The following is a 22,552-nucleotide window of genomic DNA, read 5'->3' as shown; positions in this document are numbered from 1 at the left end:
TTTCTTTGCATGTTGAATATTTGCCCTCAGGGAAGGTGAGACTGATGGAAGTAAAATGTTCCCTCTGCGGTCGTAAAGAGGAGCTTACCAAAGTACATAAGGATTACCGTAAATTAGCCAGGGACAAGAATGCCGTCTACACCTGCGAAACCTGCCGTGCCCGCCTGCGCTACCAGGCCCTGCAGGCGCAAAGACCAGAAAAACCATTATAAATAACATATTGACAGCGAAAAATATGTACAGTATAATCATAAAAAGAGAGGAGGAAGAAAGATGGAAATTCGTATTAGCCCGAAAGCAGAACAATATATCAAAGAAAAATCCGATACCATTACCATTAAACTGGAGATGTGCGGCGGTTGAGCGGGTATATCCATTCGTCCTGCCGTGTATGCAGGCGCGCCGGCCGACGTGAAAAACTTTATTCTCCAGCAGCTAAACGGTTTGAAGGTATACCTGCAAAAAGGAATCAAGGCTTCCCGGGGCCTGGATGTGGACCTGGTAGGCTTTGGCCCCTTTAAACAGCTCGTTGTTGATGGAGTGCAAAATTATTAAATTGGGGAGGTAGTAAAATATGAGCAAGCCCGTTAATGTGGATAGCAGCGCCTTTGAAGCTGAAGTATTGTCAGCACCACTGCCGGTAGTAGTTGATTTCTGGGCCGTCTGGTGCGGTCCCTGCCGGATGATGGCCCCGGTACTGGACCAGCTAGCCGAAGACTACGCTGGTAACGTTAAATTTGCCAAGGTAAATGTTGACGAAAACCAGGAACTGGCCGCCCGCTATGGTATTATGAGTATACCTACCCTGGTTATCTTTAAAGACGGCCAGGAAGTGGGACGGGTCATCGGCTATATGCCCAAGGAAAAGCTAAAGGAACAGCTGGAAGCTGCTATACATTAAGGGGAGATTACATGGCCCGCCAAGCCTTTATTGATGCCAACCTCTGTGACGGCCGGGCCGATTGCCAGGCCATGAGCGCCTGCCCTACTAAATCCTTCCTGCGCGAAGAAGAGAGCGAACCCTGGTTTATTGGCCCTACCTGCCTGGGTTGCGGCCGCTGTGTAATGGCCTGTGACCGGCAGGCCATCCGCCTGATTTAGCGAGGGTCACCGGTTAAAGCCGGTGGCCTTTATTATTTTCTTTATCAAAATTTGCTTTGTTAAGGCAGGCTTTTGTCGGGGCACGTTGAATTATAACCTCGAAGGAGGTAGACCAGATGCTCCGGAAAGTCCGGGTAGAAGACAGCGTGGGCACGGTCCTGGCCCACGACCTGACCAAAATCGTCCCCGGCGAATTCAAGGGAAGGCGATTTAAGAAAGGACATATTATTCAGCCGGAAGATATACCGGAACTGTTGCAGATGGGCAAGGAGCACCTATATGTCCTGGCCCTGGGGCCGGACGAGGTGCACGAAGACGAAGCCGCCATTCGCCTGGCACGGGCGGCAGCCGGCGACGGCGATCACGGCCTTGAATTTAGCGAGCCACAGGAAGGCAAGGTAAACCTTATCGCCGCCAGGGACGGCCTGTTGAAGGTAAATCTTCCGGCCCTGCAGCAAGTTAATGAAGGGGCGGATATCGTCCTGGCCACCCTGCACAACAATTACCCGGTTACGGCAGGCCAGGTGGTGGCCGGCACCAGGTTGATCCCCCTGCTGGCACCGCGGGCGGTGATTGAAAGGGTGGAAGCCATTTGCCGCCAGGCCGGTGGTATAGTCCGCATAGCACCCTACCGCCGGTTGCGGGTAGGCTTGATTACCACCGGGAGCGAAGTTTACAAAGGGCGGGTAAAAGATGCCTTTGGCCCGGTGGTCCGGGCCAAGATTGCCAGTTATGGATCAGAAGTAGTGCGGGAAGAGGTCGTACCGGATGATGCCGAGGCAATCCGGCAGGCTATCGCCGCCATGTTAACTGCCGGCATGGAAATGGTGGTGCTGACGGGGGGCATGTCGGTAGATCCTGACGACGTGACTCCGGAAGGGATCCGCCGCAGCGGGGCGGAAGTCGTCACCTACGGCGCCCCGGTGCTGCCAGGGGCCATGTTTATGCTGGCCTACCTGGGAGAGGTGCCTGTTATGGGCCTGCCGGGATGTGTCATGTATTACCGGGCCACCATTTTTGACCTGGTCCTGCCCCGGGTTTTAACGGGGGAAAGGATACAGCGCAAAGATATAGCCGGGCTGGCGGCCGGCGGCCTCTGCCAGGGCTGCCTGGAATGCCGCTACCCGGCCTGTTCCTTCGGTAAAGCTTAAAGGTTTTTAATTATCCCGGTAATCGTAGACGCGCCGGGTTTTCTTTTCGCTGCGGGGCAAAGTCCCTAAAGGTACCGCCTCCACGTCGGCCAGGATGCCGATGCGGTTTTTAATCTGGCGCCGGCACTCGGCGGCGACGGCATTGCTCTCATGGCCGGGAAGGTACTCGATCTTTACCAACAGCCGGTCCTTGCCCTGCTCACGAGTTAAGATGAGCTGGTATTCGCTGCCGGCCCCCGGCGTGAGTTGCAGGACATGGTCGACCTGACCCGGATATATATTGACACCCTTAATTTTAACCATGTCATCGGTCCGGCCCAAAACGCGCTCGATCATGGGGAAGGGTGAACCGCAGGAACAAGCTTCCACCTTCAAGCAGGTAAGGTCATGGGTACGATAACGTAGTAAAGGCATGCCTTCCTTGGTCAGGGTGGTGATGACCAGTTCCCCCGTTTCGCCAGGCGGCAGCTGCCTGCCCGTTGCCGGGTCAATAATCTCCAGCAGCAGGTGATCGGTCCAGATGTGGATCCCTTCATGGGCCGGGCAATCAAGGCCGATGCCGGGGCCGTAAATTTCCGTAAGCCCGTAAATATCAAAGGTTTCAATCCCCAGGAGCTCTTCAATGCGCCGGCGCATTTTTTCGCCCCAGCGTTCGGAACCCAGGAGGCCAACCCGCAGGGCCAGCCGGTCCTTCAGGCCCCGGCGTTCGATTTCTTCGCCCAGGAAAAGGGCATAGGAAGCAGTGGCCGTCAGGACGGTAGCCTGGAGGTCGACCAGCATTTCCAGCTGTTTTTCCGTATTGCCGGCACCGGTGGGAATGGCCATGGCGCCCAGGTATTCAACCCCGGCCTGGAAACCGATGCCTGCTGTCCAGAGGCCGTAACCGGGGGTGATCTGCACGCGGTCGCGGTTGGTTACCCCGGCCAGGGCAAAACAGCGGGCCATCATTTCTGCCCAGGCAGCCACGTCACCGGCGGTGTAGGGAATGATAATGGGCTTACCGGTGGTTCCTGAGGAGGAATGAATCCGGACGACTTTTTCTTCCGGAACGGCCATCAGTTCCAGGGGCCTGCCGTTGCGCAGCTCCCATTTATCGGTCAGGGGGACCGCCGCCAGGTCGGCTACGGTCCTGATATCACCCGGCCTGATCCCGGCGGCCGTAAGTTTTGCGCGGTAATAGGGTGAGCTGTCAAAAAGGCGCTGTACCAGGGCTTGCAGGGCCGGAGCCTGCTGCCGGTAGAGTTTTTCGTAATCAAATTGCCCCATAATTACACCTCCAGGGCGCGCCGGCCCAGTTCAAAGGCGCGGCGATTCATGTCATGGACGCTGGCCGGCAGGAGCTTTAGAGCTTCGGCCAGCAGGACATCGGCGGGGAAGGGTAAACCGAAGTTCACCAGGCAACCCAGCATGACCAGGTTTAGAGTCCGGGGGCTGCCGGCTTCCCTGGCCAGGGCCAGGGCGTCCAGGCAGCGGCAGCCGGGCAGGTTATCTTGCAGGTAGGCCAGGATATCCTCCAGGGGATAGGGGCTGCTCCCCAGGGCGGCCAAAACCGGTATTACCGGTGCCGTAGAGACCAGGGCCCTGCCTCCGGGGCGTAAATACTTTAAGTTGCGGCAGGCCTCGGCCGGCTCCAGGGCCAGAAGGATGTCTGCAGCTCCAGCAGGGATGAGGGGGCCGGCCTCCTGCACTCCCAGGCGGACATGGCTGATGACACTGCCCTCCCGCTGGGCCATGCCAATGGTCTCGGCCGTACGTACCGGCAGGCCCGCTGTAACGGCAGCCGAGGCAAGGGCCCGGGAGGCGAGGATTATTCCCTGGCCGCCCACACCGGCAATGAGAATATCCATCTAGACCACCTCCTCCATGGCTGCCGCCGGGCACACTTTCGCACAGAGACCGCAGCCGGTACAGGTAGGATTAATCATTACTGCGCCGTCAGCCGGCACCAGGGCCGGGCAGCCCAGCTCGTCAATACAGGTACGGCAGCCGGTGCAGGCGTCGGCATTGACCCGGTAGCGGGTGGCAGGTTTGGTTATCTGGGGGCAGGGGTGACGGAGGATTACCACCGCCGGTCCGGAAGCAGCCAGGGCCTGGCGGGCAACTGCCATGGTGGCCTCCAGGTCCAGGGGATCGGCGGTGAGGACTGTTTCTACACCGCAGGCCCGGGCCACCCGGGCGATATCAACGGCCCGCTGCCCGGTGCCGGTGGCCAGTCCCGGGTGTGACTGGTGCCCGGTCATGGCGGTAGTTTCGTTATCGAGAACTATGACTACCAGGGGTGTCTGCTGGTGGACGGCATTGACCAGGGGCGGCAGGCCGGCGTGGAAGAAGGTCGAGTCGCCGATAAAGGCTACCAGCCGGGTGCCGGGCTGGACCCGGGCCAGGCCCTGGGCCAGGCCTAAACTTGCTCCCATGCAGAGGCAGGTATCCATGGCGGCCAGGGGTGGCGCCGCCCCCAGGGTATAGCAGCCGATGTCACCGGTAAAAATTACTTCCTGATCCCGGGCCGCCTGTTTAAAGGCATAGAAGGAGCCCCGGTGGGGGCAACCGGCGCAGAAAAGGGGCGGCCGCGCCGGTAAAGGCGGCAGCGCCGGGAGGCCGGGTGCCGGGTTTTCCTGCTCCGGCTTTAAGAAGCGGGCCAGGGCTGCGGCTACCCTGTCGACGTTAAATTCGCCCTCCCGGGGCAGGTAGCCATCATGTTTGCCAGACAGTTCTACCGGGAGGCGGTTGCGCCAGGCCAGGCTGATGACCTGGTCTTCGACAACTGGCTCCTGCTCTTCGACGATGAGGACCCTTTCCATGCGGCTTAAAAAGTCTTTTACCGGTTCTTCCGGCAGGGGGTAGGGAGTGCCGATTTTTAGCAGGGATAGTTTTACTCCCAGGCGTTTCAGCGCTTCGGTAACGTAAAAGTAAGAAGGGCCGCCGGCTATGACCCCCACAGGGCCTTCCAGTTGAACGGCATTAAAGGGGCTGGCCGCAAACTCGGCCCGCGCCCGGTCCTGCTGTTTATTCAACCAGACATGCTGGCGGGCCGCCAGGGAGGGCATGATGACCCAGCGGGGGTCTTTAACAAACCCCGGCACCGGCGGCCGCGGCGGGATGGTACCCACATCCACCTCCTGGCAGGCGTGGCTGACGCGGGTAGTGGGGCGGACGATAACAGGGAGGTTTAAAGTTTCCGAAAGCTTAAAGGCATATTTTGTCATTTCATAAGCTTCCCGGGGACAGGAGGGGTCCAGGACGGGCAATTTGGCAAAGCGGGCAAAAAGGCGTGTGTCCTGCTCCGTCTGGGAACTGTGGGGGCCGGGGTCGTCGGCTACCACCAGGACCAGGCCGCCTTTTACGCCGATATAGGCCAGGCTCATGACGGCATCGGCGGCGACATTTAAGCCCATCTGCTTCATGCTCGCCAGGGCACGGGCGCCGGCATAGGCGGCCCCGGCGGCGATTTCCACGGCGACCTTCTCATTGACCGACCATTCGGTGTACACCCCTGCTTCCGGGCCGAAATGCATCAGTGTAGCCATTATTTCGGAAGCCGGGGTACCGGGATAAGAAGTAGCAACCCGGATACCGGCCTCCAGGGCTCCCCGGGCGATGGCTTCATTACCCATCAGCAATACTGGCACGGTTTCCCTCTCCTTTGGAGACTAAAAGGCACAAAAAACCGGGCCGCAGCCCGGTCATAGCTTGCCTGCTACCCTCGGCTCTGCTAGCGCTAATCAGGCTGAACTAAGCTCCCAGCTTAAAAAATTGTTTTGCAAAAAGTATAGCATATCGCCTGGCGGCGGTCCAGAGAAATTTCAGCTTGCGTTATAACGACGAACCGGAAGGGAAGCTAGGGACAAAAAAATGCCGTTCCAGAGGAACGGCCAGAGTTCGGCCGCCGGCGGGTAACCGGCGGCTTGGGAGAGGAGAAACCGGAGGAAGAGCTCATGGGGGAGGGTTAATAAAATAACCCTAAGCTCTTCATGGTAAATCTGGAAATCAGATTTACCAGTTATTATTATGACTGCCGTTAGGGAGGTTTATACATATCCGGGAAAAATTTTTTACATAGTAACTTGGATAGTGGAAGGTAAAGGGGCATTTCATGCTATAATAACTTCAGCGAGGGAATTTTATGGTAAGAATAATTGCCGGCCAGGCTCGCGGCCTCCGCTTGCGTACCCCAAAGGGCCGCAGTACTCGACCTACAAGTGACCGGGTGCGGGAGGCCTTGTTCAGCATCCTGGGATCAGGGGTTATTGACAGCCTGTTCCTGGATCTTTTTGCCGGATCGGGAGCGGTGGGGCTGGAAGCTTTGAGCCGCGGGGCCAGGGAGGCCGTTTTTGTAGAAAATAACCGTCAGGCCCTGGCATGCCTGGCTGCCAACCTGGCCGCAACTGGCTTTAAAGATAAGGCCCAAATCATAGCCGCTGATGCCCGCCGGGCCCTGGCAGAATTGAGAGGGCGCGGCCTGGCCTTTGACCTAATTTATATCGATCCACCTTACCGGCAGGGATGGGGTGATATAATCTTGCCGGCAGTTGTTCCTTTGCTGTCACTGGATGGCCTGGCCGTCCTGGAAACGGCAACTTCTGAAGCAGCGCCGGAAACAGCCGATATGGTATTGATGGCCAGGAGGGTTTATGGTGATACAGCTTTAAATTTCTATCAAAGGGCAGGAGGGCATACTGATGGAGTTCATGACCCTGATTGAGGAAATGGAAAAATTGATCGAAAAGAGTCCCCATATTCCCCTGACAGGCAGGGTTTTTCTTGATGGTGACCTGTTCCTTGATTACCTGGACCGGTTGCGGACGGTATTACCCGAGGAAGTGCGCCAGGCCCAGTGGATACGCCAGGAGAAGGAGCGTTTACTGGAAGAAGCCCGCCTGAAGGCCCAGAACCTCCTGGCCGAAGCGGAGAAGCGGGCAGAAATGATGGCCGGGGAAAACGAGCTGGTCCGTAAAGCCAGGGCCCAGGCCAGCGAAATTATGGCCCGGGCTCAGCGCCTGGCGGAAGAAATGAAGGCTGGAGCTTTAAGTTATGCCGACGGCCTTTTGGGCCAGCTGGAGGCGAGCTTAAATCAGGCCCTGACCCAGGTGCGCCAGGGCCGCCAGGAACTCCAGGCCTATCCGGCCGGAGGAAGTGCGGGCCGGGAAGTGGCGGCAACAACGCCAGACAAGACAGAGGCTCAGGACCGCCGGTAAAGGAAGTAGCGAGCGCTCAGCGCTAGCCCGGCCAGGAGAAAAAGGACGGTCATCAGGATAAAGGCAAATCCTGTATAGTGTAACCACAATGTAAACCATGGTGCCCTGGGGACCATGGTTAGTTCCGGGGCCAGCAAGAGCAGGACGGGCCGGGCCGGCCCCTGGCAGAGCCGGACCAGCGCGGCAGCCAGAAAGCCGTGAAGGAGGCGGGCAACGATAAATGGACCCAGGCGTAGATCAGTATGGCTGACCATGGCCGCCACCTGGCCGAGTATAGAGAGCCCGGCCCAGCCCATAATAAGGCTGATGGCCACCAGCTGCTCGGTTATCGGGATGGCTGCTTCGCTGGCAAATTTAGCGCCCATGGTCATTTCAAAGAGGCCGGCAGCCAGGGCCGGGGATGCCTCCCGGCTTAAACCGAACGGACTGCCGGCATAAAGAAGGATTCTAGCCAGGGGTTCCAGCAAACCCAGGATGGTGGCTACCTGGATGATGACGCTAAATAAGATAATAAAACCGCCAATGGTAATCAGGGTCTGGAAGGAACGGCTGACGGCATCTCCCAGGAGCTGCCCCAGGGGCCGGCCGTCCCTCTGCTGGGCCTGGAGCATGGCCTGCCAGGCCCGCCGGGGTAAAGCCAGGAGGGGGTAGCTTGCCGGCGGGGAGGCCGGTTGCCGGCGGCCGTAAAAGCGAAACAGGATACCCAGGCAGAAGTTGGCCCCGTAATGGGCGCCGGCCAGGACTGGCCCCAGGGCCGGGCTTTGGAGCATGCCTACGGCCACGGCTCCCAGCATAAAGAGGGGGCTGGCATTGTTGGTAAAGCAAATTAACCTTTCCCCTTCAACCCTGGTGACCAGGCCCTGCTGGCGCAACTGGGCTGTAAGCATGGCACTGATGGGGGAACCGGAAGTGTACCCCATAGCCATGATAAAGGCGCCGCTTCCCGGTACATTAAAAAGGGGCCGCATAACCGGTTCCAGGAGTACCCCGAGGAAATGGACAATACCCAGCCCCATGAAAAGCTGGGATATAATAAAGAAAGGGAGAAGAGCCGGAACGACAATTTCCCACCAGGCCTTAAGGCCGCGCAGGGCTGACTGAAAAACCGGCTGGGGGAATAAGATAATGGCCAGGGCCAGGACCATCACGGCGACGACGGTCAGGAGGGGTCCCAGTCCCCTGGTAATGATAAGTACCTGGTGGCGCACGGGGGTCACCTCAAAGGGACATCCTGTTATGCAATATACGCGGCAGCCGGTGTTTTAGAAGTAAAGTTTGTCGCATAGATCGAAAACTATGTGCAAACTTTAACAAGAGCATTGACTTTTGCAGCTTAAAAGTATTATTGTAGTTAATGGGCAATATTTGCAGGAGGTACTTTAATACATGAAGATTTTAGTTTTAAACTGTGGTAGTTCTTCAGTTAAATACCAGCTTTTTGATATGGCCCATGAGGCGGTCCTGGCTCGGGGGCTGGTGGAAAGAATTGGTATTCCTGGTTCAGTCCTGACCCACCGCCCGGCCGGCAAAGATAAACTGGTGCGCGAAGCAGAGATTCCTGATCACAAGGTGGCCATACGCCTTTGCTTGGAAGCTTTAACCGATCCTCAATATGGCGTCATAAAGGATTATAAGGAAATAGGGGCAGTGGGGCACCGGATTGTTCATGGTGGTACCTTTCCCCATTCCGTCCTGGTTGATGCTTCCACGAAAAAAGCCATTGGCGAATTAGAAGCGCTGGCTCCATTACATAATGGTCCAGCCCTCCGGGGGATTGAAGCCTGTGAAGCTATCCTGCCTCATACTCCTCAGGTAGCCGTCTTTGATACGGCCTTTCATCAAAGCATGCCACCTCATGCATATACCTACAGCCTTCCTTATGAACTCTGCCAGCGCCATCATATCCGGCGCTATGGATTTCATGGTACCTCCCATAAATACGTGGCTTTGCGGGCAGCCAATCTCGTTAACAAACCTCTGGCAGAACTAAAAGTAATTACCTGCCACCTAGGTAATGGCTCTAGTATTACCGCTATCAAAGATGGCAAATCGTGGGATACCAGTATGGGCTTTACTCCCCTGGCGGGTCTAACCATGGGTACCCGCTGCGGCGATATTGACCCGGCCATTGTTACCTTCCTCATGGAAAAGGAAGGTTTTACGCCGGCTGATATGGACCGCCTCATGAACCGCCAGTCAGGTGTGCTGGGAGTTTCCGGGGTGAGCAGCGATTTCCGGGATATTGAAGCCGCCATGGCCGAGGGCAATGAGCGTGCTCGCCTGGCGTGGGATATCTTTGTCCATACCGCGAAAAAATACATTGGTGCCTATGCGGCTGTTTTAAACGGCCTTGATGTCCTGGTGTTTACGGCCGGGTTGGGAGAAAATTCTCCTGCGGTCCGGGAAGCCATCTGCCGGGATATGGATTACCTGGGGATCAAGATCGATCCCGAAGAAAACCAGGTTCGGGGCCAGGAAAGGGAAATTACCGCCCCCGGGGCCAGGGTACGCACCTTTGTTATTCCCACCAACGAAGAATTAATGATCGCCCGAGAAACCATGGCCCTTGTCCAGGCCGGTTGACACCCGGCCGGCCTTTCCGGTATAATCTACACGGTGAATGTGGTGAAAATTGGCGTTAGCGATTTAAAAGCCAGGCCGGGCGGCGAACTCGAATTTAAAGCCCAGGAAAAGTGGTCCTATTTAGCTACAGCTACCGGCAACATACCTATCGTAGCACCGGTACGTGTGGGCGGTACGGTTACCAATACCGGGAAGATCCTGCTTGTTAAAGGACAGGTAGCCACCACCCTGGAATTAACCTGTGATCGCTGCCTGGAGAAGTACAGGTATCCCGTAGTGGCAGCCCTGGAAGAAGAATATGCCGGGGCGGCCGCAGTTCAAACCGTGGCTGGAGAAGAAGGGGAGCCTATTGAAGTGCGGCCCCTGGAAGGAGATTTTATCGACTTAAAGCCGGCGATAGAAGAAGCCCTTATCCTGGCGCTGCCCATGAAATGGCTTTGCCGGGAAAGCTGCCGGGGCCTGTGTCCCCATTGCGGCCAGAATTTAAATGAGGGACAGTGCCAGTGCGATACCCGGCCAGTAGACCCGCGCCTGGCTGTATTAGGAGAATTGCTACGCAAAAGGGAAGGAGAGAACTAGCTTGGGAGTACCGAAAAGAAGAGTTTCCAAGGCCCGGAAAAATAAACGCCGCTCCATCTGGAGCCAGATGACCCCTCCCTCCTTGGTGGAATGTCCCCAGTGCCACCAGTTAAAGCTCAACCACCGGGTCTGCCCCAGGTGTGGTTACTACAAGGGGCGGGAAGTTATCAAAGTAGCAGAGCAATAAAATTTTTGATAAACGGCAGCCGGCAGTTATTGCCGGTTTTTTTTGCTTGCATAAATCTGCCATGACCGTTATACTAATACTATGGCCTGGTAATATTATTTGGTACCAGGTATGAGGTGAGATTTTTGGTGCGCCGGAAAGGCAACAAGGAAGAGCGCCAGGAGGCCCTGCGCCGCTACCTGCGCAACAACCCTTTCGCCACCGATGAAGAGCTGGCGGAAAAATTTAAAGTCAGCATACCCACCATACGCCTTGACCGCCTGGCCCTGGGGATCCCCGAGGTCCGGGAGCGCATCATGGCCATGGCCCGGGAAGCCAGGTCGCGGATGCGGGGAGTGACGGCGGAAGAGCTGGTGGGTGATCTGGTGGAACTGCAACCGGGAATAATGGGCATTTCTATCCTGGAGGTCACCCCCCAGATGCTGGTTCAGCCGGCCGGCGTTGCCCGCGGCCATTATCTTTTTGCCCAGGCCCATTCCCTGGCCCTGGCGACGGTTGGCGCCGAGGTCGTCCTTACCAGCAGCGCCAGGGTGCGCTACCGGCGGCCGGTATATGCCGGCGAGAGGGTTATTGCCAGGGCCATGGTCAAGGTTAAAAAGGATTCAACCTGCCTGGTATCAGTTCATTCCCGGGTTAATGGGGAGATTGTCTTTAAAGGCCAGTTTATAATTATAACTCCGGAGAATATAAAAGGAAGCCAGCGTGAGGCGCCGACAATCTAATACGGAGGCGGGACTGATTGCAAATAGCCGTTGATGCTATGGGGGGCGATCATGCTCCCGGGGAAATTGTCCGGGGAGCGGTGGCCGCTGCCAGGGAAAAGATAGCCGATATTATCCTGGTAGGAGATAAAAGGCGGTTGGAACCGGAACTTAACCCCTTACATCCCCCCGCCAATTTAGAAATTGTCCATACCGAACAGGTTGTGGCCATGGATGAACAGCCGGCCCTGGCATTGAGGCGCAAGCGGGAAGCGTCAATAATAGTCGCTACCCGTCTGGTCAAGGAAGGGCGGGCGGCAGCCGTTGTCTCGGCGGGTAGTACCGGGGCCCAGATGGCAGCAGCCCTCCTGATTTTAGGCCGCAGCGGCAAAATCCAGCGACCGGCCATTGCCACCATTATCCCTACCCTAAAAGGGCCCAAACTTTTACTCGACGCCGGGGCGAATGTCGACTGCCGGCCCGAACACCTCTATGAGTTTGCTTTAATGGGTAATGTTTATGCGGCCAGGGTAATGGGTATCCGCGAGCCCCGGGTGGGACTGCTCAATATCGGCACCGAAGCTTGCAAGGGAAATGAACAGACCCTGGGAGCTTATAACCTGTTAAAGGATGCGCCCTTAAACTTTATCGGCAATATTGAAGGCCGGGATATTTTAGCCGGCGACACGGATGTCATCGTCTGCGACGGGTTTGTAGGTAATGTTCTGTTGAAATTTGGTGAAGGGATGGCCCAGGTCCTCTTTACCATGATCGGTCGGGAAATTAAAAACAGCTTCCGGGCCAGGCTCGGGGCGGCTCTGGTATTACCTGCTTTACGAGGCTTGAAAAAACAAGTGGATTATACCGAATACGGCGGTGCTCCCCTCCTGGGCGTCCAGGGCGTTAGCATCATCTGCCACGGTAGTTCCAACGCCCGGGCCATAAAAAACGCCATCAAGGTCGCCGTTCGCTGTGTCGAACAGGGACTGGTAACAGGTTTGGGGCAGTTACCGGGTTTGAGCGGTGACGGGGAGGTAGTTAAATGCCAGCCCTATTAAGGCCCGTCGGTATTGTCGGGACGGGGTCCTGCCTGCCGGAACGCGTCCTGACCAATACCGAACTGGAGCAGATGGTGGATACAAGCGATGAATGGATTCGCACCCGGACCGGTATCCGGGAACGGCGGATAGCAGATCAGGATACAGCTGCTTCCGACCTGGCCGTCCCGGCGGCGGCAAAAGCCCTGGCCATGGCCGGGCTACCGGCAGAAGCTGTGGATTTAATTATTGTTGCTACCGTAACTCCTGATACCCTTTTTCCGGCTACGGCCTGCCTGGTTCAGGAGCGCCTGGGAGTTAAGGGCGCCGCCGCCTTTGACCTTTCAGCCGGCTGTAGCGGTTTTATCTATGCCCTGGCAGCCGCCAGCCAGTTTATAGCTACCGGGGTTTACCAGACGGCCCTGGTGATCGGTGTCGAGATTCTGAGTAAGATTATCAACTGGCAGGACCGCAGTACCTGCGTCCTCTTTGGGGACGGCGCCGGCGCTGTTGTCCTTAGGGCCGTGCCGCCGGGGGAAGGCATCCTGGGCCTGCACCTGGGAGCCGACGGCAGCGGGGGTTCCCTTCTCACCCTCCCGGCGGGGGGATCGCGCCTGCCGGCCAGTTCCAGTACCGTCGAGAAGCATCTGCATACCATCCATATGAACGGGCCGGAAGTGTTCAAATTTGCTGTACGGGTCATGGGAGAGGCTTCCCTGAAGGCCCTGGAGCAGGCGGGTTTAAGAAAAGAAGAGGTAGACTTTTTGATTCCCCACCAGGCCAACATGCGCATTATCGAAGCAGCCACCAAACGCCTGGGCCTGGCGCGGGAGAAGGTTTACGTCAATCTAGACCGTTATGGTAATATGTCCAGCGCTTCCATCCCGGTGGCCCTGGATGAAGCCTGCCGGGAAGGCAGACTAAAGCGCGGCGATAAAGTAGTGCTGGTGGCCTTTGGCGCCGGCCTCACGTGGGGGGCCGCCGTATTGAGTTGGAGCCTGACAAGCCCGGAAAGGAGTTGAGTTTTATGCTGCGGACTGCCCTTTGCGATCTCCTGGGGATTTCCTATCCCATTATCCAGGGCGGTATGGCCTGGGTAGCTACCGGCGAGCTGGCGGCAGCAGTTTCCGCGGCCGGTGGTCTGGGGATTATTGGTGCCGGCAATGCGCCGCCGAAAGCAGTACGCCAGGAAATTCGCAAGGTACGGGAACGGACGGATCGTCCCTTCGGAGTTAATATTTACTATATGTCGCCCTATGTGGAAGAACTCATTGATCTGGTCTGCGCCGAAAAGGTGCCGGTGGTTACTACCGGTGCCGGCAATCCCGGCAAACACCTGCCCAAATTAAAGGCCGCCGGCGTTAAAGTAATCCCGGTAGTAGCTTCCGTGGCCCTGGCGAAAAGGCTGGAACGGCTGGGGGTGGATGCCCTGGTAGCCGAAGGCATGGAGTGCGGCGGCCATATCGGGGAAATCGCCACCATGCCCCTGGTGCCCCAGATTGTTGATGCCGTACATATTCCCGTAATTGCCGCCGGCGGTATTGCCGACGGCCGCGGCCTGGCGGCAGCCCTGGCCCTGGGGGCGGCCGGCGTACAGATGGGGACCCGCTTTATCTGCACCGAGGAGTGTACCGTCCATCCTAATTATAAAGAGGCCGTCTTAAAGGCCGGGGACCGGGACGCCGTCGTTACCGGCATGCCGGGGCACTATGTCCGGGTGCTGAAAAATAAATTAACCCGACAGTTTGAAGAGCTGGCCGCCAGGGGTGCCTCCTGGGAAGAGATGGACCGCCTGGGTGCCGGCAAGCTCCGGGCGGCGGTCGAAGGCGATGCGGAGTACGGCTCCCTCATGGCCGGCCAGAGTGCGGCCCTGGTGCGGGAAATCAAACCCGCAGCGGCGATAATTGAAGAAGTAATGGCGGAAGCAGAAGCGATTATCTCCCGCCTCGGCAAGCTGGTGAGGTAAAAATATCTTCGGAGGAGTTCTTTATGTCAGGCATAGTCTTTGTCTTCCCCGGCCAGGGGTCCCAGTATGTAGGTATGGGGCAGGAGCTGGCCGAACGGTATCCTGAGGCAGCTGCCGTCTTTCAAGAAGCTGAAGCCGCCCTGGGGTGGCCGGTGGATAAACTCTGCTTTACAGGGCCGGCGGAAGAACTCACCCGGACGGAAAACACCCAGCCGGCAGTGCTTACGGTAAGCATTGCCTGCTACCGCGTCCTGGAGGCCAACGGGCTCAGGCCCGGGGCAGTAGCCGGCCACAGCCTGGGGGAGTACAGCGCCCTGGTGGCAGCCGGCAGCCTTACCTTTAGCGAAGCAGTCAAGCTGGTGGCCAAACGGGCGCAGCTAATGGCCACGGCTGTACCGGCCGGCCGGGGCGGTATGGTGGCCGTGCTGGGCCTGGAAGCAGAAAAAGTAGCCGCCCTTTGCCGGCAGGTAAAGGAAGGCATAGCCGAAGCGGCGAACTTCAACGCCCCGGGCCAGGTGGTAGTTGCCGGTGACCGCGAGGGGCTTGCGGCCCTATCTTCCCTGGCTAAAGAAGCAGGAGCTAAAAGGGTAGTACCCCTCCAGGTGAGCGGCCCCTTCCATTCCAGCCTGATGGCACCGGCCGCCCGGGAACTGGCCGCTGTTTTAAACCGGGTTCCCCTGGCCGATCCCCTGGTGCCCCTGGTAAGCAATGTAACGGCCGGCTATGTTTACACAGCAGCCCAGGTCAGGGAGAATCTGATTAAGCAGGTAGCCAGCCCGGTGCGCTGGGAGGAGAGTATCCGCCGCCTGCTGGCCGATGGTTACCGCACTTTTATCGAAGTAGGACCGGGCAATGTTTTAAGCGGGCTCATCAAGCGCATCGACCGCCAGGCTACCATCAGCCAGGTAGAAAATATTCAGACGCTGGATAAAACCCTTGCTTTACTTCAGGAGGCTAAATAAAATGGAATTGCAGGATCAGGTAGCAATTGTCACCGGAGCCTCCCGGGGGATAGGCCGGGCTACGGCCCTGCGTCTGGCCAGGGCCGGTGCCAGGGTGGTGGTCAATTATGTCCACCAGGCTGAGGCGGCGGCAGAGGTAGTGGCCGCTATCGAGGAGGGCGGTGGCCAGGCCATTGCCGTTGCCGCTGATGTGGGCGATTACGAAGCGGCCAGGAATTTAATCCAGGCAGCCCTGGATCATTTCGGCCGGCTGGATATCCTGGTCAACAATGCCGGTATAGCCCGGGATAACCTGGCGGCTCGCTTGAAACCGGAAGATTGGGCTGCCGTTCTCCAGACCAACCTGACCGGAGTTTTCAATTGCTGCCAGGCCGCCTTGAAGCCAATGCTCCGCCAGCGCCAGGGACGGATTATTAACCTGACTTCGGTCGTAGGCTTGCGCGGTAATGCCGGCCAGGTGAATTATGCCGCAGCCAAGGCCGGGATTATCGGTTTTACCAAATCACTGGCTAAAGAGGTGGCCTCGCGGGGCATCCTGGTCAATGCCGTCGCTCCGGGTTTTATCACTACGGAAATGACAGCGGCTTTAAACGAGGCGGCCCGGGAAGAATTTTACCGCCATATACCCCTGGGGCGCCCCGGCGAGCCGGAGGAAGTAGCCGAGGTAATTTTTTTCCTGGCTTCGCCAGGGGCCAGGTATATTACCGGTCAGGTGCTTACTGTTGACGGGGGGTTAACTCTGGCCCTGTAAGCAGGTTTAACCAAGGGAAGGAGGTGAGGCCAGTGGAGGTTTTTGAAAAGATCAGGGCTATTGTGGCTGAACAGCTCGGGGTCGAGGAAGACGAAATTACGATGGAAACTTCCTTTGAAGATTTAAATGCCGATTCCCTGGATATCGTAGAACTTATCATGGCCCTGGAAGAGGAATTTGACCTGGAAATTCCCGACGAAGATGCTGAAAAGCTGACGACAGTAGGGGCCGCGGTAGCCTATATTAAAGAACATACCAGCAAGTAAAACCTGAAAAGGAAGTCCCGTGCTTCAACGGGACTTCCCCTTAGAATGGGGGATAGCTTTGCAAAAGCGTGTCGTCATAACCGGCCTGGGAGCCATCACCCCCGTGGGTACCGGAAAAGATAAATTCTGGCAAGCCCTGGTGGCGGGACAGCCGGGCATTGGCCCCATTACCCGCTTTGATGCCGGGGAAATGGCCGTCCGTTTTGCCGGTGAAGTAAAAGATTTTGACCCGGGAGCCTTCTTTGATCGCAAAGAAGCCCGGCGCATGGATCGTTTTACCCAATATGCGGTAGCTGCAGCCCGCATGGCGGTAGAAGACGCAAAGCTCGACCTGGAAAAGGAGGACCGGGACCGGATAGGGGTTATCTTTGCCACGGGTATCGGTGGTATGGAAACCTTTGAAGAACAAACCCGGGTTCTCCTGGAAAAAGGCCCCAACCGGGTCAGCCCCTTTTTTGTCCCTATGATGATCGCCAATATGGCCGCCGGACAAATATCTATTAATTTAGGTGTCCGCGGGGTAAACTTTACAGTAGTCAATGCCTGCGCTTCCGGGGCCAATGCCATCGGCGAGGCCTTCCGCACCCTGCAGCGGGGCGATGCTGATGTAATTATCACCGGTGGCAGCGAGGCCAGTGTAACACCCCTGACCGTGGCCGGCTTTGCTGCCATGAAGGCGCTGTCTACCCGCAATGAAGAGCCGGAAAAGGCCAGCCGCCCCTTTGACCGCGGCCGGGACGGCTTTGTCCTGGGCGAGGGCGCGGGGGTAATGGTCCTGGAAACCCTGGAACATGCTGCAGCCCGGGGCGCCCGCATCTACGCGGAAGTGGCCGGCTATGGTTGCACGGCTGATGCCTATCATATTACGGCTCCGGCCCCCGATGGAGCAGCGGCCAGCCGCGCCATGGCCCTGGCCCTCCAGGATGCAGGTTTGCAGCCGGCGGATATCGATTACATCAATGCCCACGGTACTTCTACCGAGCTCAACGACCGCCAGGAAACCCTGGCCATTAAAAAAGTCTTTGGTGACCATGCCTACCGGCTGGCCATTAGTTCGACCAAGTCAATGACGGGCCATCTCCTGGGGGCTGCCGGGGCCATTGAGCTGGTGGCAACGGCTCTGACCGTTTACACCGGTGTCATCCCACCGACCATTAATTATGAAGAGCCCGACCCCGACTGCGACCTGGACTATGTACCCAATGTAGCCAGGGAGCGGCAGGTTAGCGCGGCTATTTCCAATTCCTTTGGCTTCGGTGGTCATAACGTCGCCGTCGTACTGCGCAAACTTTAGCAATGGTGGCCCCCATAGTGTCTGGGCGATGGTTTTTGCGAATAAGGCAGGGTAAAAAGATTGGATAACAAAAGACGGGAGCAACTGCAGCAGTTTTTACACCGTTTTCACCTGGACATTGACGGACTGGAAGGTCTAAATACGGCCCTGACCCATCCGACCTACGCCTATGAACACCAGCTGCCCCACGACAACCAGCGGCTGGAGTTCCTGGGCGACGCCGTCCTGGGGCTGGTGATTACTTCCTATCTTTACGGGGAATTTCCCCACCTCCCGGAAGGGGATTTGACCCGCATGCGGGCGGCCATTGTCTGTGAGGCGAGTCTTGCTAAAGTTGCCCGGCAGATCGAACTGGGTGAATTGCTCCTTCTGGGGCAGGGAGAAGAAAACAGCGGCGGCCGCCAGCGCTCTTCCAACCTGGCCGATGCCCTGGAAGCAGTGATTGGGAGCCTCTACCTGGCCGGGGGGTTAAAAACGGCTCGGGATTTTATCCTGCAGATTTTTACCCCTGCCCTGGAGGTACTTAAAGATACCAGCGTCATTGACAGCAAGTCGGCCCTGCAGGAGTTGATCCAGAAGCGGGGACCGGACAATGTGACCTATAAAATTCTGGAAGAATGGGGGCCGGACCACGCCAAGCACTATAAGGCCGGCGTATTTTTCCAGAACCGCCTCCTGGCTACCGGCGAAGGGAGCAGCAAGAAAGAGGCCGAACAGGAAGCCGCCCGGGCCGCCCTGGCATTAATAAAGATCCAGGGATAATTTGCAATTTAATTTTTTCAGTTCATTCTTTCAGGAAGGAATTGGTGGCTCTTATGGCGAATAACATAGAGGTTCAAAGGGCGGTAAAGACAGGGAGGAGGAAGCAATGGAGGTCCTAAAGGTTTCGGCCCAGTCCAATCCTAAAGCCGTAGCTGGAGCCCTGGCAGCCGTATTCCGTCAATACGGCAAGGCCGAAGTCCAGGCCGTTGGGGCAGGAGCTGTTAACCAGGCCGTCAAGGCCATAGCCATTGCCCGGGGTTTTATTGCCCCCAATGGTATCGACCTGGTAATGATTCCTGCTTTTACCGAAATTAATATCAATGGTGAAGAAAGAACCGCAATTAAATTTATTGTCGAACCCCGCTAAAGGGTCACGGCAAACTGCTCTCCGAGCAGTTTTCTTTATTTATTTTTGGAGGCCGAAATGTATCTTAAAGTTGTGGAGATCCAGGGTTTCAAGACCTTTGTTGACCGGGTTAAACTGGAGTTTGGCCCCGGTTTAACGGCCATTGTCGGGCCTAACGGCAGCGGCAAAAGCAACATTGTCGATGCCATTCTCTGGGTCCTGGGCGAACAGAGCGCCAGGACTTTACGCGGGGCGCGCATGGACGACGTGATCTTCGCCGGTAGTGAAAAACGACGGCCGGTGGGTATGGCGGAAGTAACTTTACACCTCGATAACAGCGACGGCGGCCTGCCCCTGGCGTACCAGGAAATAGCCGTTACCCGGCGTTTTTTTCGTTCCGGCGAGGGCGAGTATTATATCAACAAAGTTCCCTGCCGGTTGCGGGATATCCAGGAGCTGTTCTTAGACACCGGTTCCGGCCGGGGGAGCCTGGCCATTGTCGGCCAGGGCCGCCTGGAAGAGATCCTCTCCGCCCGGCCGGAGGAGCGGCGGGCGGTGCTCGAGGAGGCGGCCGGCATTGCCCGCTACCGCTGGCGCAAAAAAGAAGCGGAGCAGCGCCTGGAAAGTGTCGAGCAAGATTTATTACGCTTACATGATTTAATCGCTGAGCTAAAGGAACAGCTGGGGCCGGCGGCGGCCGAAGCGGTCCGGGCGCGACGTTACCAGAAGTTAAGCCGGATTTTAAGCCTCGTGGAATTGCTCCTCAAGGCCGGGGAAATGGAAGAAACCAGGCGCCGCCACCGGCGCAGCCAGGAACGTTTACAGGCCCTGGCGGCCGCCCTGGAGGAAATGAAGGCTTCAGAACAGCAGCTCCAGGCAAAAGCCAGGGAACTGCAGGAACAGCAGCAGAGGTACCTGGCCGAGAGGCAACATTACCAGCAAGAACTCCAAAGTTTAAGGGAACGGCTGGTCAGTACCCGGGGGGAAATAAGCCTGGTCCGGGAAAAGCTGGCCGAACTGGCCCGGCAGCAGGAGGAAGATTCTAACCGGCAGCGGCAGCTGGAGGAGGAAAAAGCCGGTTTAGCAGCCGCCCTGGCCGCGCTGACCCGGGAAAGGGAGGAGAACAATCAGGAGCAAGCCCGGCTGGAGCAGGAGATAATAAAAGGCCGGGAGAAACAGGAAAAACTCCAGGCGGAAGCCCGGGAGCTGGCCGCAGCGATAGAAAAAGTAAGGAACAACCTCTATCAAGTAGCCCATGAACGGACCGGCTGTCATAATGAACTGGTGCGCCTGGAGGAAAAGCGGGCGGCTATAGAACGGCTATCAGAGCACAAACGGCGCCAGCTCCAGGAATGGCAACAGGAAAGGGAGCACTTACTGGATCACCTGCGAGCCGGGCAGGAAGAACTGCAGCAGCTGGAAGAGGAATTAAAAAGGCTGGAAGAGAAAAAAGCCGGCCTGGAAATGGAGGTGCAGCTAAAGGAGGAAGAACTCGCCGCCTGCGAAAAGGAACTGGCCGGCTGGAAAGAACGTCAACGTGCCCTGGCCGTACAATTAAAGGTTTTACGTCAATCCCAGGCCGACTATGAAGGTTTCGCCGAAGGCGTGAAGTTTATCCTGCAAGCCAGGAGCAGGGGCGAGGCTGCCTGTGCCGGTGTCCTGGGAGTAGTGGTGGAAAAGCTGGCGGTACCGGCCGAACTCACCCGGGCCGTAGAAGTAGCCCTGGGCGGGGCGGCCCAGCAGGTCCTGGTACGGACGGCGGCCGAAGCGGAAGCAGTTATCCAGTTCCTAAAAGCCCGGGGCCGGGGGCGGGTCACTATCTTACCCCTGGCCTGGCTGGAGCCGCGCCGGTGGCCGGCCTGGGCCGGTTGGGTTTTAAAAGAGCCCGGCGTCCTGGGGATAGCGGCCAATCTTGTCCAGTGCGAGGCGGAAATACGACCGGCGGTGGAATACCTCCTCGGACAGGTCCTGATCGTAGCCGACATCCGCCGCGCCCTGGCCCTGGGGGAGCGCCTGCGGCCGCCCGTGCGCCTGGTCACCCTGGAAGGGGAAGTAATCCAGCCCCGAGGACCTGTAACGGGCGGGGTGGCCAGGCAGCAGGGCGGTTATCTCCAGCGGCGCCTGGCTATCCAGCAGGGTGAGGCCGAACTGGCCAACCTGGCAAACAGAATAAAACAGGCCCGGGAGCAGCAGGAAGAGCTGCAAAAAAAGCTGGCCGGGAACCGGCAGGAGTACCACCAGGTGACGGAAGGGCTTCTTACCTGCCGGGGCCGGCTCCATAATCTACTGCAGCGCCTGAGCGAGCGGAAAGAAGACCTGGCCCGCCTGGAAGAAAAGATTGCTGTCCTTGAGGAAGAGCTGGCCCAGAGCACCGGCGGTTCCCTGGACCTGGGCAAAGAGCGGGCGGAAAAGCAAGAGCTTCTGGAACGGCTGGCAGACCTGGAAGGCCAGTTAAACCTCCAGTTGAGCGGCCTCCAGGAACGAGCGGCGGCTTGCCAGCAGCAGATCGCTTCCTGCCGGCAGGAACTGGCAGTCAATGAAGCCCGCCTCCAGGCATTGGTCAACGCCCGGGAACAGTTAAATCTCCGGGAAAGGGAACTGGCCCGGCAGCAGGAAAAATGGCAGCGGCAACAGGAAGAACTGGCTGCCCGCAGGGCGCCGGCAGCTGCCCTGGAAAATGACCTTAGAGCCAACCTGGAAAAGCTGGCCGGGGAAGAAGACCGGCTCCAGGAGGCCTGCCGGCAGGCCATGGCAATATTGACACGCCTGGAAGATGAAACCTCTGCCCGGGTTGGCAGGCAGGAAGAACTGGCCCGGGAACTGGAAAGGCTACAGGCGCAGAAAGATAAAACGCTCGCCCGCCGGCAGCAGGAAGAGATCAATTTAGCCCGCCTGGAAACGACCATGGCCGCCGGTCTCGCCGAGCTGGAGGAACGCTTTGGTCCCCAATGGGAAGCGGAATTGCAAAAACCCCGGCCTCACCTGCAAAAAAGAGCGGCGGCTGTACGGGAACTCATAAAGGAAAGGCTGGTAAGCTTAGGGGAAGTTAACCCCGGAGCCATTGAGGCTTACGAACGCTTAAAGGCCCGTGTTGATGAACTGGAGCAACAGAAAAAGGACCTGGAGGAAGGCCGGGCGGCCCTGCACCAGGTAATTAACGAGATGGAACGATTAATGGCCCGGCAGCTCAAAGCCACCCTGGCTGCCGTCCAGGAACACTTTGCCGCCATCTTCCAGGAACTTTTCGATGGCGGTGAAGCCCGCCTGGAGCTGACCGGCAGCCAGGATATCCTGACTGCCGGCCTGGAGATCGTTGCCCGGCCGCCGGGCAAGAAGCCCCAGCACCTGGCCCTTCTCTCGGGCGGGGAAAAGGCCCTGACGGTGGTAGCCTTTATCTTCGCTCTGTTAAAGGTCAAACCCAGCGCTTTTTGTATCTTTGATGAGGTGGACACGGCCCTGGATGAAGCCAATGTGGAGCGCTTTGCCCGGCTGTTGCGCCAGTTTGCCGCCCGGACCCAGTTTATCGTCATCACCCACCGCCAGGGCACTATGGCCGCTGCCGACGTCCTTTACGGTGTGACCATGACGGAACAAGGCGTCTCCCGCCTCGTTTCGGTACGGCTGGAGCAACTGCCGGCCTGATGTCACAAAACCTCCCCCGGCGGTGTTAT

Annotated in this window: 25 protein-coding genes; 21 read left to right on the top strand and 4 right to left on the bottom strand. The window is 57.7% G+C overall.

Annotated elements, in window-relative coordinates; genetic code table 11:
- The first annotated feature begins 44 nt into the window (after window positions 1–44).
- The 5 genes from FLZ89_RS00555 to FLZ89_RS00540 all read left to right on the top strand — a co-directional run bounded on the left by FLZ89_RS00555 (window position 45) and on the right by FLZ89_RS00540 (window position 2,252).
- Window positions 45–212, top strand: a complete 168-nt coding sequence (locus FLZ89_RS00555; protein ID WP_141264220.1) for a DUF2197 domain-containing protein — start codon at window positions 45–47, stop codon at window positions 210–212.
- 61 nt (window positions 213–273) lie between these two features.
- Window positions 274–555, top strand: coding sequence for a CC/Se motif family (seleno)protein (locus tag FLZ89_RS16350; RefSeq protein ID WP_264175352.1), 282 nt, complete (start codon window positions 274–276; stop codon window positions 553–555).
- A 19-nt stretch (window positions 556–574) separates the two neighbouring features.
- The gene (gene trxA / locus FLZ89_RS00550; RefSeq protein WP_141264221.1) at window positions 575–901 is read left to right on the top strand and encodes a thioredoxin; all 327 of its coding nucleotides are present in this window, start codon (window positions 575–577) and stop codon (window positions 899–901) included.
- A gap of 11 nt (window positions 902–912) precedes the next feature.
- On the top strand, window positions 913–1,101 hold the full coding sequence (locus FLZ89_RS00545; RefSeq protein WP_141264222.1) for a hypothetical protein: 189 nt from the start codon (window positions 913–915) through the stop codon (window positions 1,099–1,101).
- 116 nt (window positions 1,102–1,217) lie between these two features.
- Window positions 1,218–2,252: a molybdopterin-binding protein gene (locus FLZ89_RS00540; protein WP_141264223.1), complete on the top strand. Its 1,035-nt coding sequence runs from the start codon at window positions 1,218–1,220 to the stop codon at window positions 2,250–2,252.
- A gap of 6 nt (window positions 2,253–2,258) precedes the next feature.
- On the opposite strand, the gene FLZ89_RS00535 is transcribed toward FLZ89_RS00540, so the two are convergent.
- The 3 genes from FLZ89_RS00535 to iorA are packed head-to-tail and all read right to left on the bottom strand — an operon-like array spanning window position 2,259 to window position 5,881.
- A complete protein-coding gene (locus FLZ89_RS00535; RefSeq protein ID WP_141304095.1) occupies window positions 2,259–3,518 on the bottom strand; it encodes a phenylacetate--CoA ligase in 1,260 nt (419 codons plus the stop codon).
- 2 nt (window positions 3,519–3,520) lie between these two features.
- Entirely contained in the window at window positions 3,521–4,099 is a 579-nt protein-coding gene (locus FLZ89_RS00530) for an indolepyruvate oxidoreductase subunit beta (protein ID WP_141304094.1), read from the bottom strand.
- Window positions 4,100–5,881 carry an indolepyruvate ferredoxin oxidoreductase subunit alpha gene (gene iorA, locus FLZ89_RS00525; protein WP_141304093.1) on the bottom strand — a complete coding sequence of 594 codons (1,782 nt, stop codon included), beginning with the start codon at window positions 5,879–5,881 and terminating at the stop codon, window positions 4,100–4,102. It lies immediately after the preceding gene.
- 494 nt (window positions 5,882–6,375) lie between these two features.
- Between iorA and rsmD the strand changes: the two genes are divergently transcribed.
- Together rsmD and FLZ89_RS00515 are read left to right on the top strand one after the other, a co-directional pair.
- Window positions 6,376–6,954 carry a 16S rRNA (guanine(966)-N(2))-methyltransferase RsmD gene (rsmD, locus tag FLZ89_RS00520; RefSeq protein ID WP_141264227.1) on the top strand — a complete coding sequence of 193 codons (579 nt, stop codon included), beginning with the start codon at window positions 6,376–6,378 and terminating at the stop codon, window positions 6,952–6,954.
- Entirely contained in the window at window positions 6,932–7,447 is a 516-nt protein-coding gene (locus FLZ89_RS00515) for an ATPase (protein ID WP_141264228.1), read from the top strand. The genes rsmD and FLZ89_RS00515 overlap by 23 nt, the downstream gene beginning before the upstream one ends.
- Here the strand turns inward: FLZ89_RS00515 and ylbJ are convergent.
- A complete protein-coding gene (gene ylbJ, locus FLZ89_RS00510) occupies window positions 7,432–8,664 on the bottom strand; it encodes a sporulation integral membrane protein YlbJ (RefSeq protein WP_172613367.1) in 1,233 nt (410 codons plus the stop codon). The two genes, FLZ89_RS00515 and ylbJ, sit on opposite strands and share 16 nt — an antisense overlap.
- Window positions 8,665–8,833: 169 nt before the next feature.
- On the opposite strand from ylbJ, the gene FLZ89_RS00505 reads away from it, so the two are divergent.
- The 14 genes from FLZ89_RS00505 (at window position 8,834) to smc (ending at window position 22,523) form a co-directional block, all read left to right on the top strand.
- Complete coding sequence (locus tag FLZ89_RS00505; RefSeq protein ID WP_141264229.1) at window positions 8,834–10,030, top strand: acetate/propionate family kinase; 1,197 nt, start codon at window positions 8,834–8,836, stop codon at window positions 10,028–10,030.
- Between the two features lie 33 nt (window positions 10,031–10,063).
- Complete coding sequence (locus FLZ89_RS00500) at window positions 10,064–10,609, top strand: YceD family protein (protein ID WP_172613366.1); 546 nt, start codon at window positions 10,064–10,066, stop codon at window positions 10,607–10,609.
- Window position 10,610: 1 nt separating this feature from the next.
- Window positions 10,611–10,796 carry a 50S ribosomal protein L32 gene (gene rpmF / locus FLZ89_RS00495; protein ID WP_141264230.1) on the top strand — a complete coding sequence of 62 codons (186 nt, stop codon included), beginning with the start codon at window positions 10,611–10,613 and terminating at the stop codon, window positions 10,794–10,796.
- 128 nt (window positions 10,797–10,924) lie between these two features.
- Window positions 10,925–11,518, top strand: a complete 594-nt coding sequence (fapR, locus tag FLZ89_RS00490; protein WP_253256519.1) for a transcription factor FapR — start codon at window positions 10,925–10,927, stop codon at window positions 11,516–11,518.
- A 17-nt stretch (window positions 11,519–11,535) separates the two neighbouring features.
- Complete coding sequence (plsX, locus tag FLZ89_RS00485; protein WP_141264232.1) at window positions 11,536–12,555, top strand: phosphate acyltransferase PlsX; 1,020 nt, start codon at window positions 11,536–11,538, stop codon at window positions 12,553–12,555.
- Entirely contained in the window at window positions 12,540–13,556 is a 1,017-nt protein-coding gene (locus FLZ89_RS00480; protein WP_141264233.1) for a beta-ketoacyl-ACP synthase III, read from the top strand. The genes plsX and FLZ89_RS00480 overlap by 16 nt, the downstream gene beginning before the upstream one ends.
- Window positions 13,557–13,561: 5 nt before the next feature.
- Window positions 13,562–14,500, top strand: coding sequence for an enoyl-[acyl-carrier-protein] reductase FabK (gene fabK / locus FLZ89_RS00475; RefSeq protein WP_141304092.1), 939 nt, complete (start codon window positions 13,562–13,564; stop codon window positions 14,498–14,500).
- Window positions 14,501–14,523: 23 nt separating this feature from the next.
- Entirely contained in the window at window positions 14,524–15,462 is a 939-nt protein-coding gene (gene fabD, locus FLZ89_RS00470) for an ACP S-malonyltransferase (RefSeq protein WP_141304091.1), read from the top strand.
- Window position 15,463: 1 nt separating this feature from the next.
- Window positions 15,464–16,213, top strand: coding sequence for a 3-oxoacyl-[acyl-carrier-protein] reductase (gene fabG, locus FLZ89_RS00465; RefSeq protein ID WP_141264236.1), 750 nt, complete (start codon window positions 15,464–15,466; stop codon window positions 16,211–16,213).
- A 32-nt stretch (window positions 16,214–16,245) separates the two neighbouring features.
- Window positions 16,246–16,479: an acyl carrier protein gene (gene acpP / locus FLZ89_RS00460; protein WP_062282528.1), complete on the top strand. Its 234-nt coding sequence runs from the start codon at window positions 16,246–16,248 to the stop codon at window positions 16,477–16,479.
- 58 nt (window positions 16,480–16,537) lie between these two features.
- Window positions 16,538–17,773, top strand: a complete 1,236-nt coding sequence (gene fabF / locus FLZ89_RS00455; RefSeq protein WP_141264238.1) for a beta-ketoacyl-ACP synthase II — start codon at window positions 16,538–16,540, stop codon at window positions 17,771–17,773.
- A gap of 60 nt (window positions 17,774–17,833) precedes the next feature.
- Entirely contained in the window at window positions 17,834–18,535 is a 702-nt protein-coding gene (rnc, locus tag FLZ89_RS00450; protein ID WP_141264239.1) for a ribonuclease III, read from the top strand.
- Window positions 18,536–18,641: 106 nt separating this feature from the next.
- On the top strand, window positions 18,642–18,902 hold the full coding sequence (locus FLZ89_RS00445) for a stage V sporulation protein S (RefSeq protein WP_141264240.1): 261 nt from the start codon (window positions 18,642–18,644) through the stop codon (window positions 18,900–18,902).
- Between the two features lie 57 nt (window positions 18,903–18,959).
- A complete protein-coding gene (smc, locus tag FLZ89_RS00440; RefSeq protein WP_141304090.1) occupies window positions 18,960–22,523 on the top strand; it encodes a chromosome segregation protein SMC in 3,564 nt (1,187 codons plus the stop codon).
- Window positions 22,524–22,552 lie beyond the last annotated feature (29 nt).

It is taken from the genome of Moorella sp. E306M, assembly GCF_006538385.1.
GTDB lineage: Bacteria > Bacillota > DSM-521 > Neomoorellales > Neomoorellaceae > Neomoorella.
The sequence above is the reverse complement of the archived record's forward strand: the minus strand, read 5'-3'. Positions and strand labels throughout refer to the sequence as shown.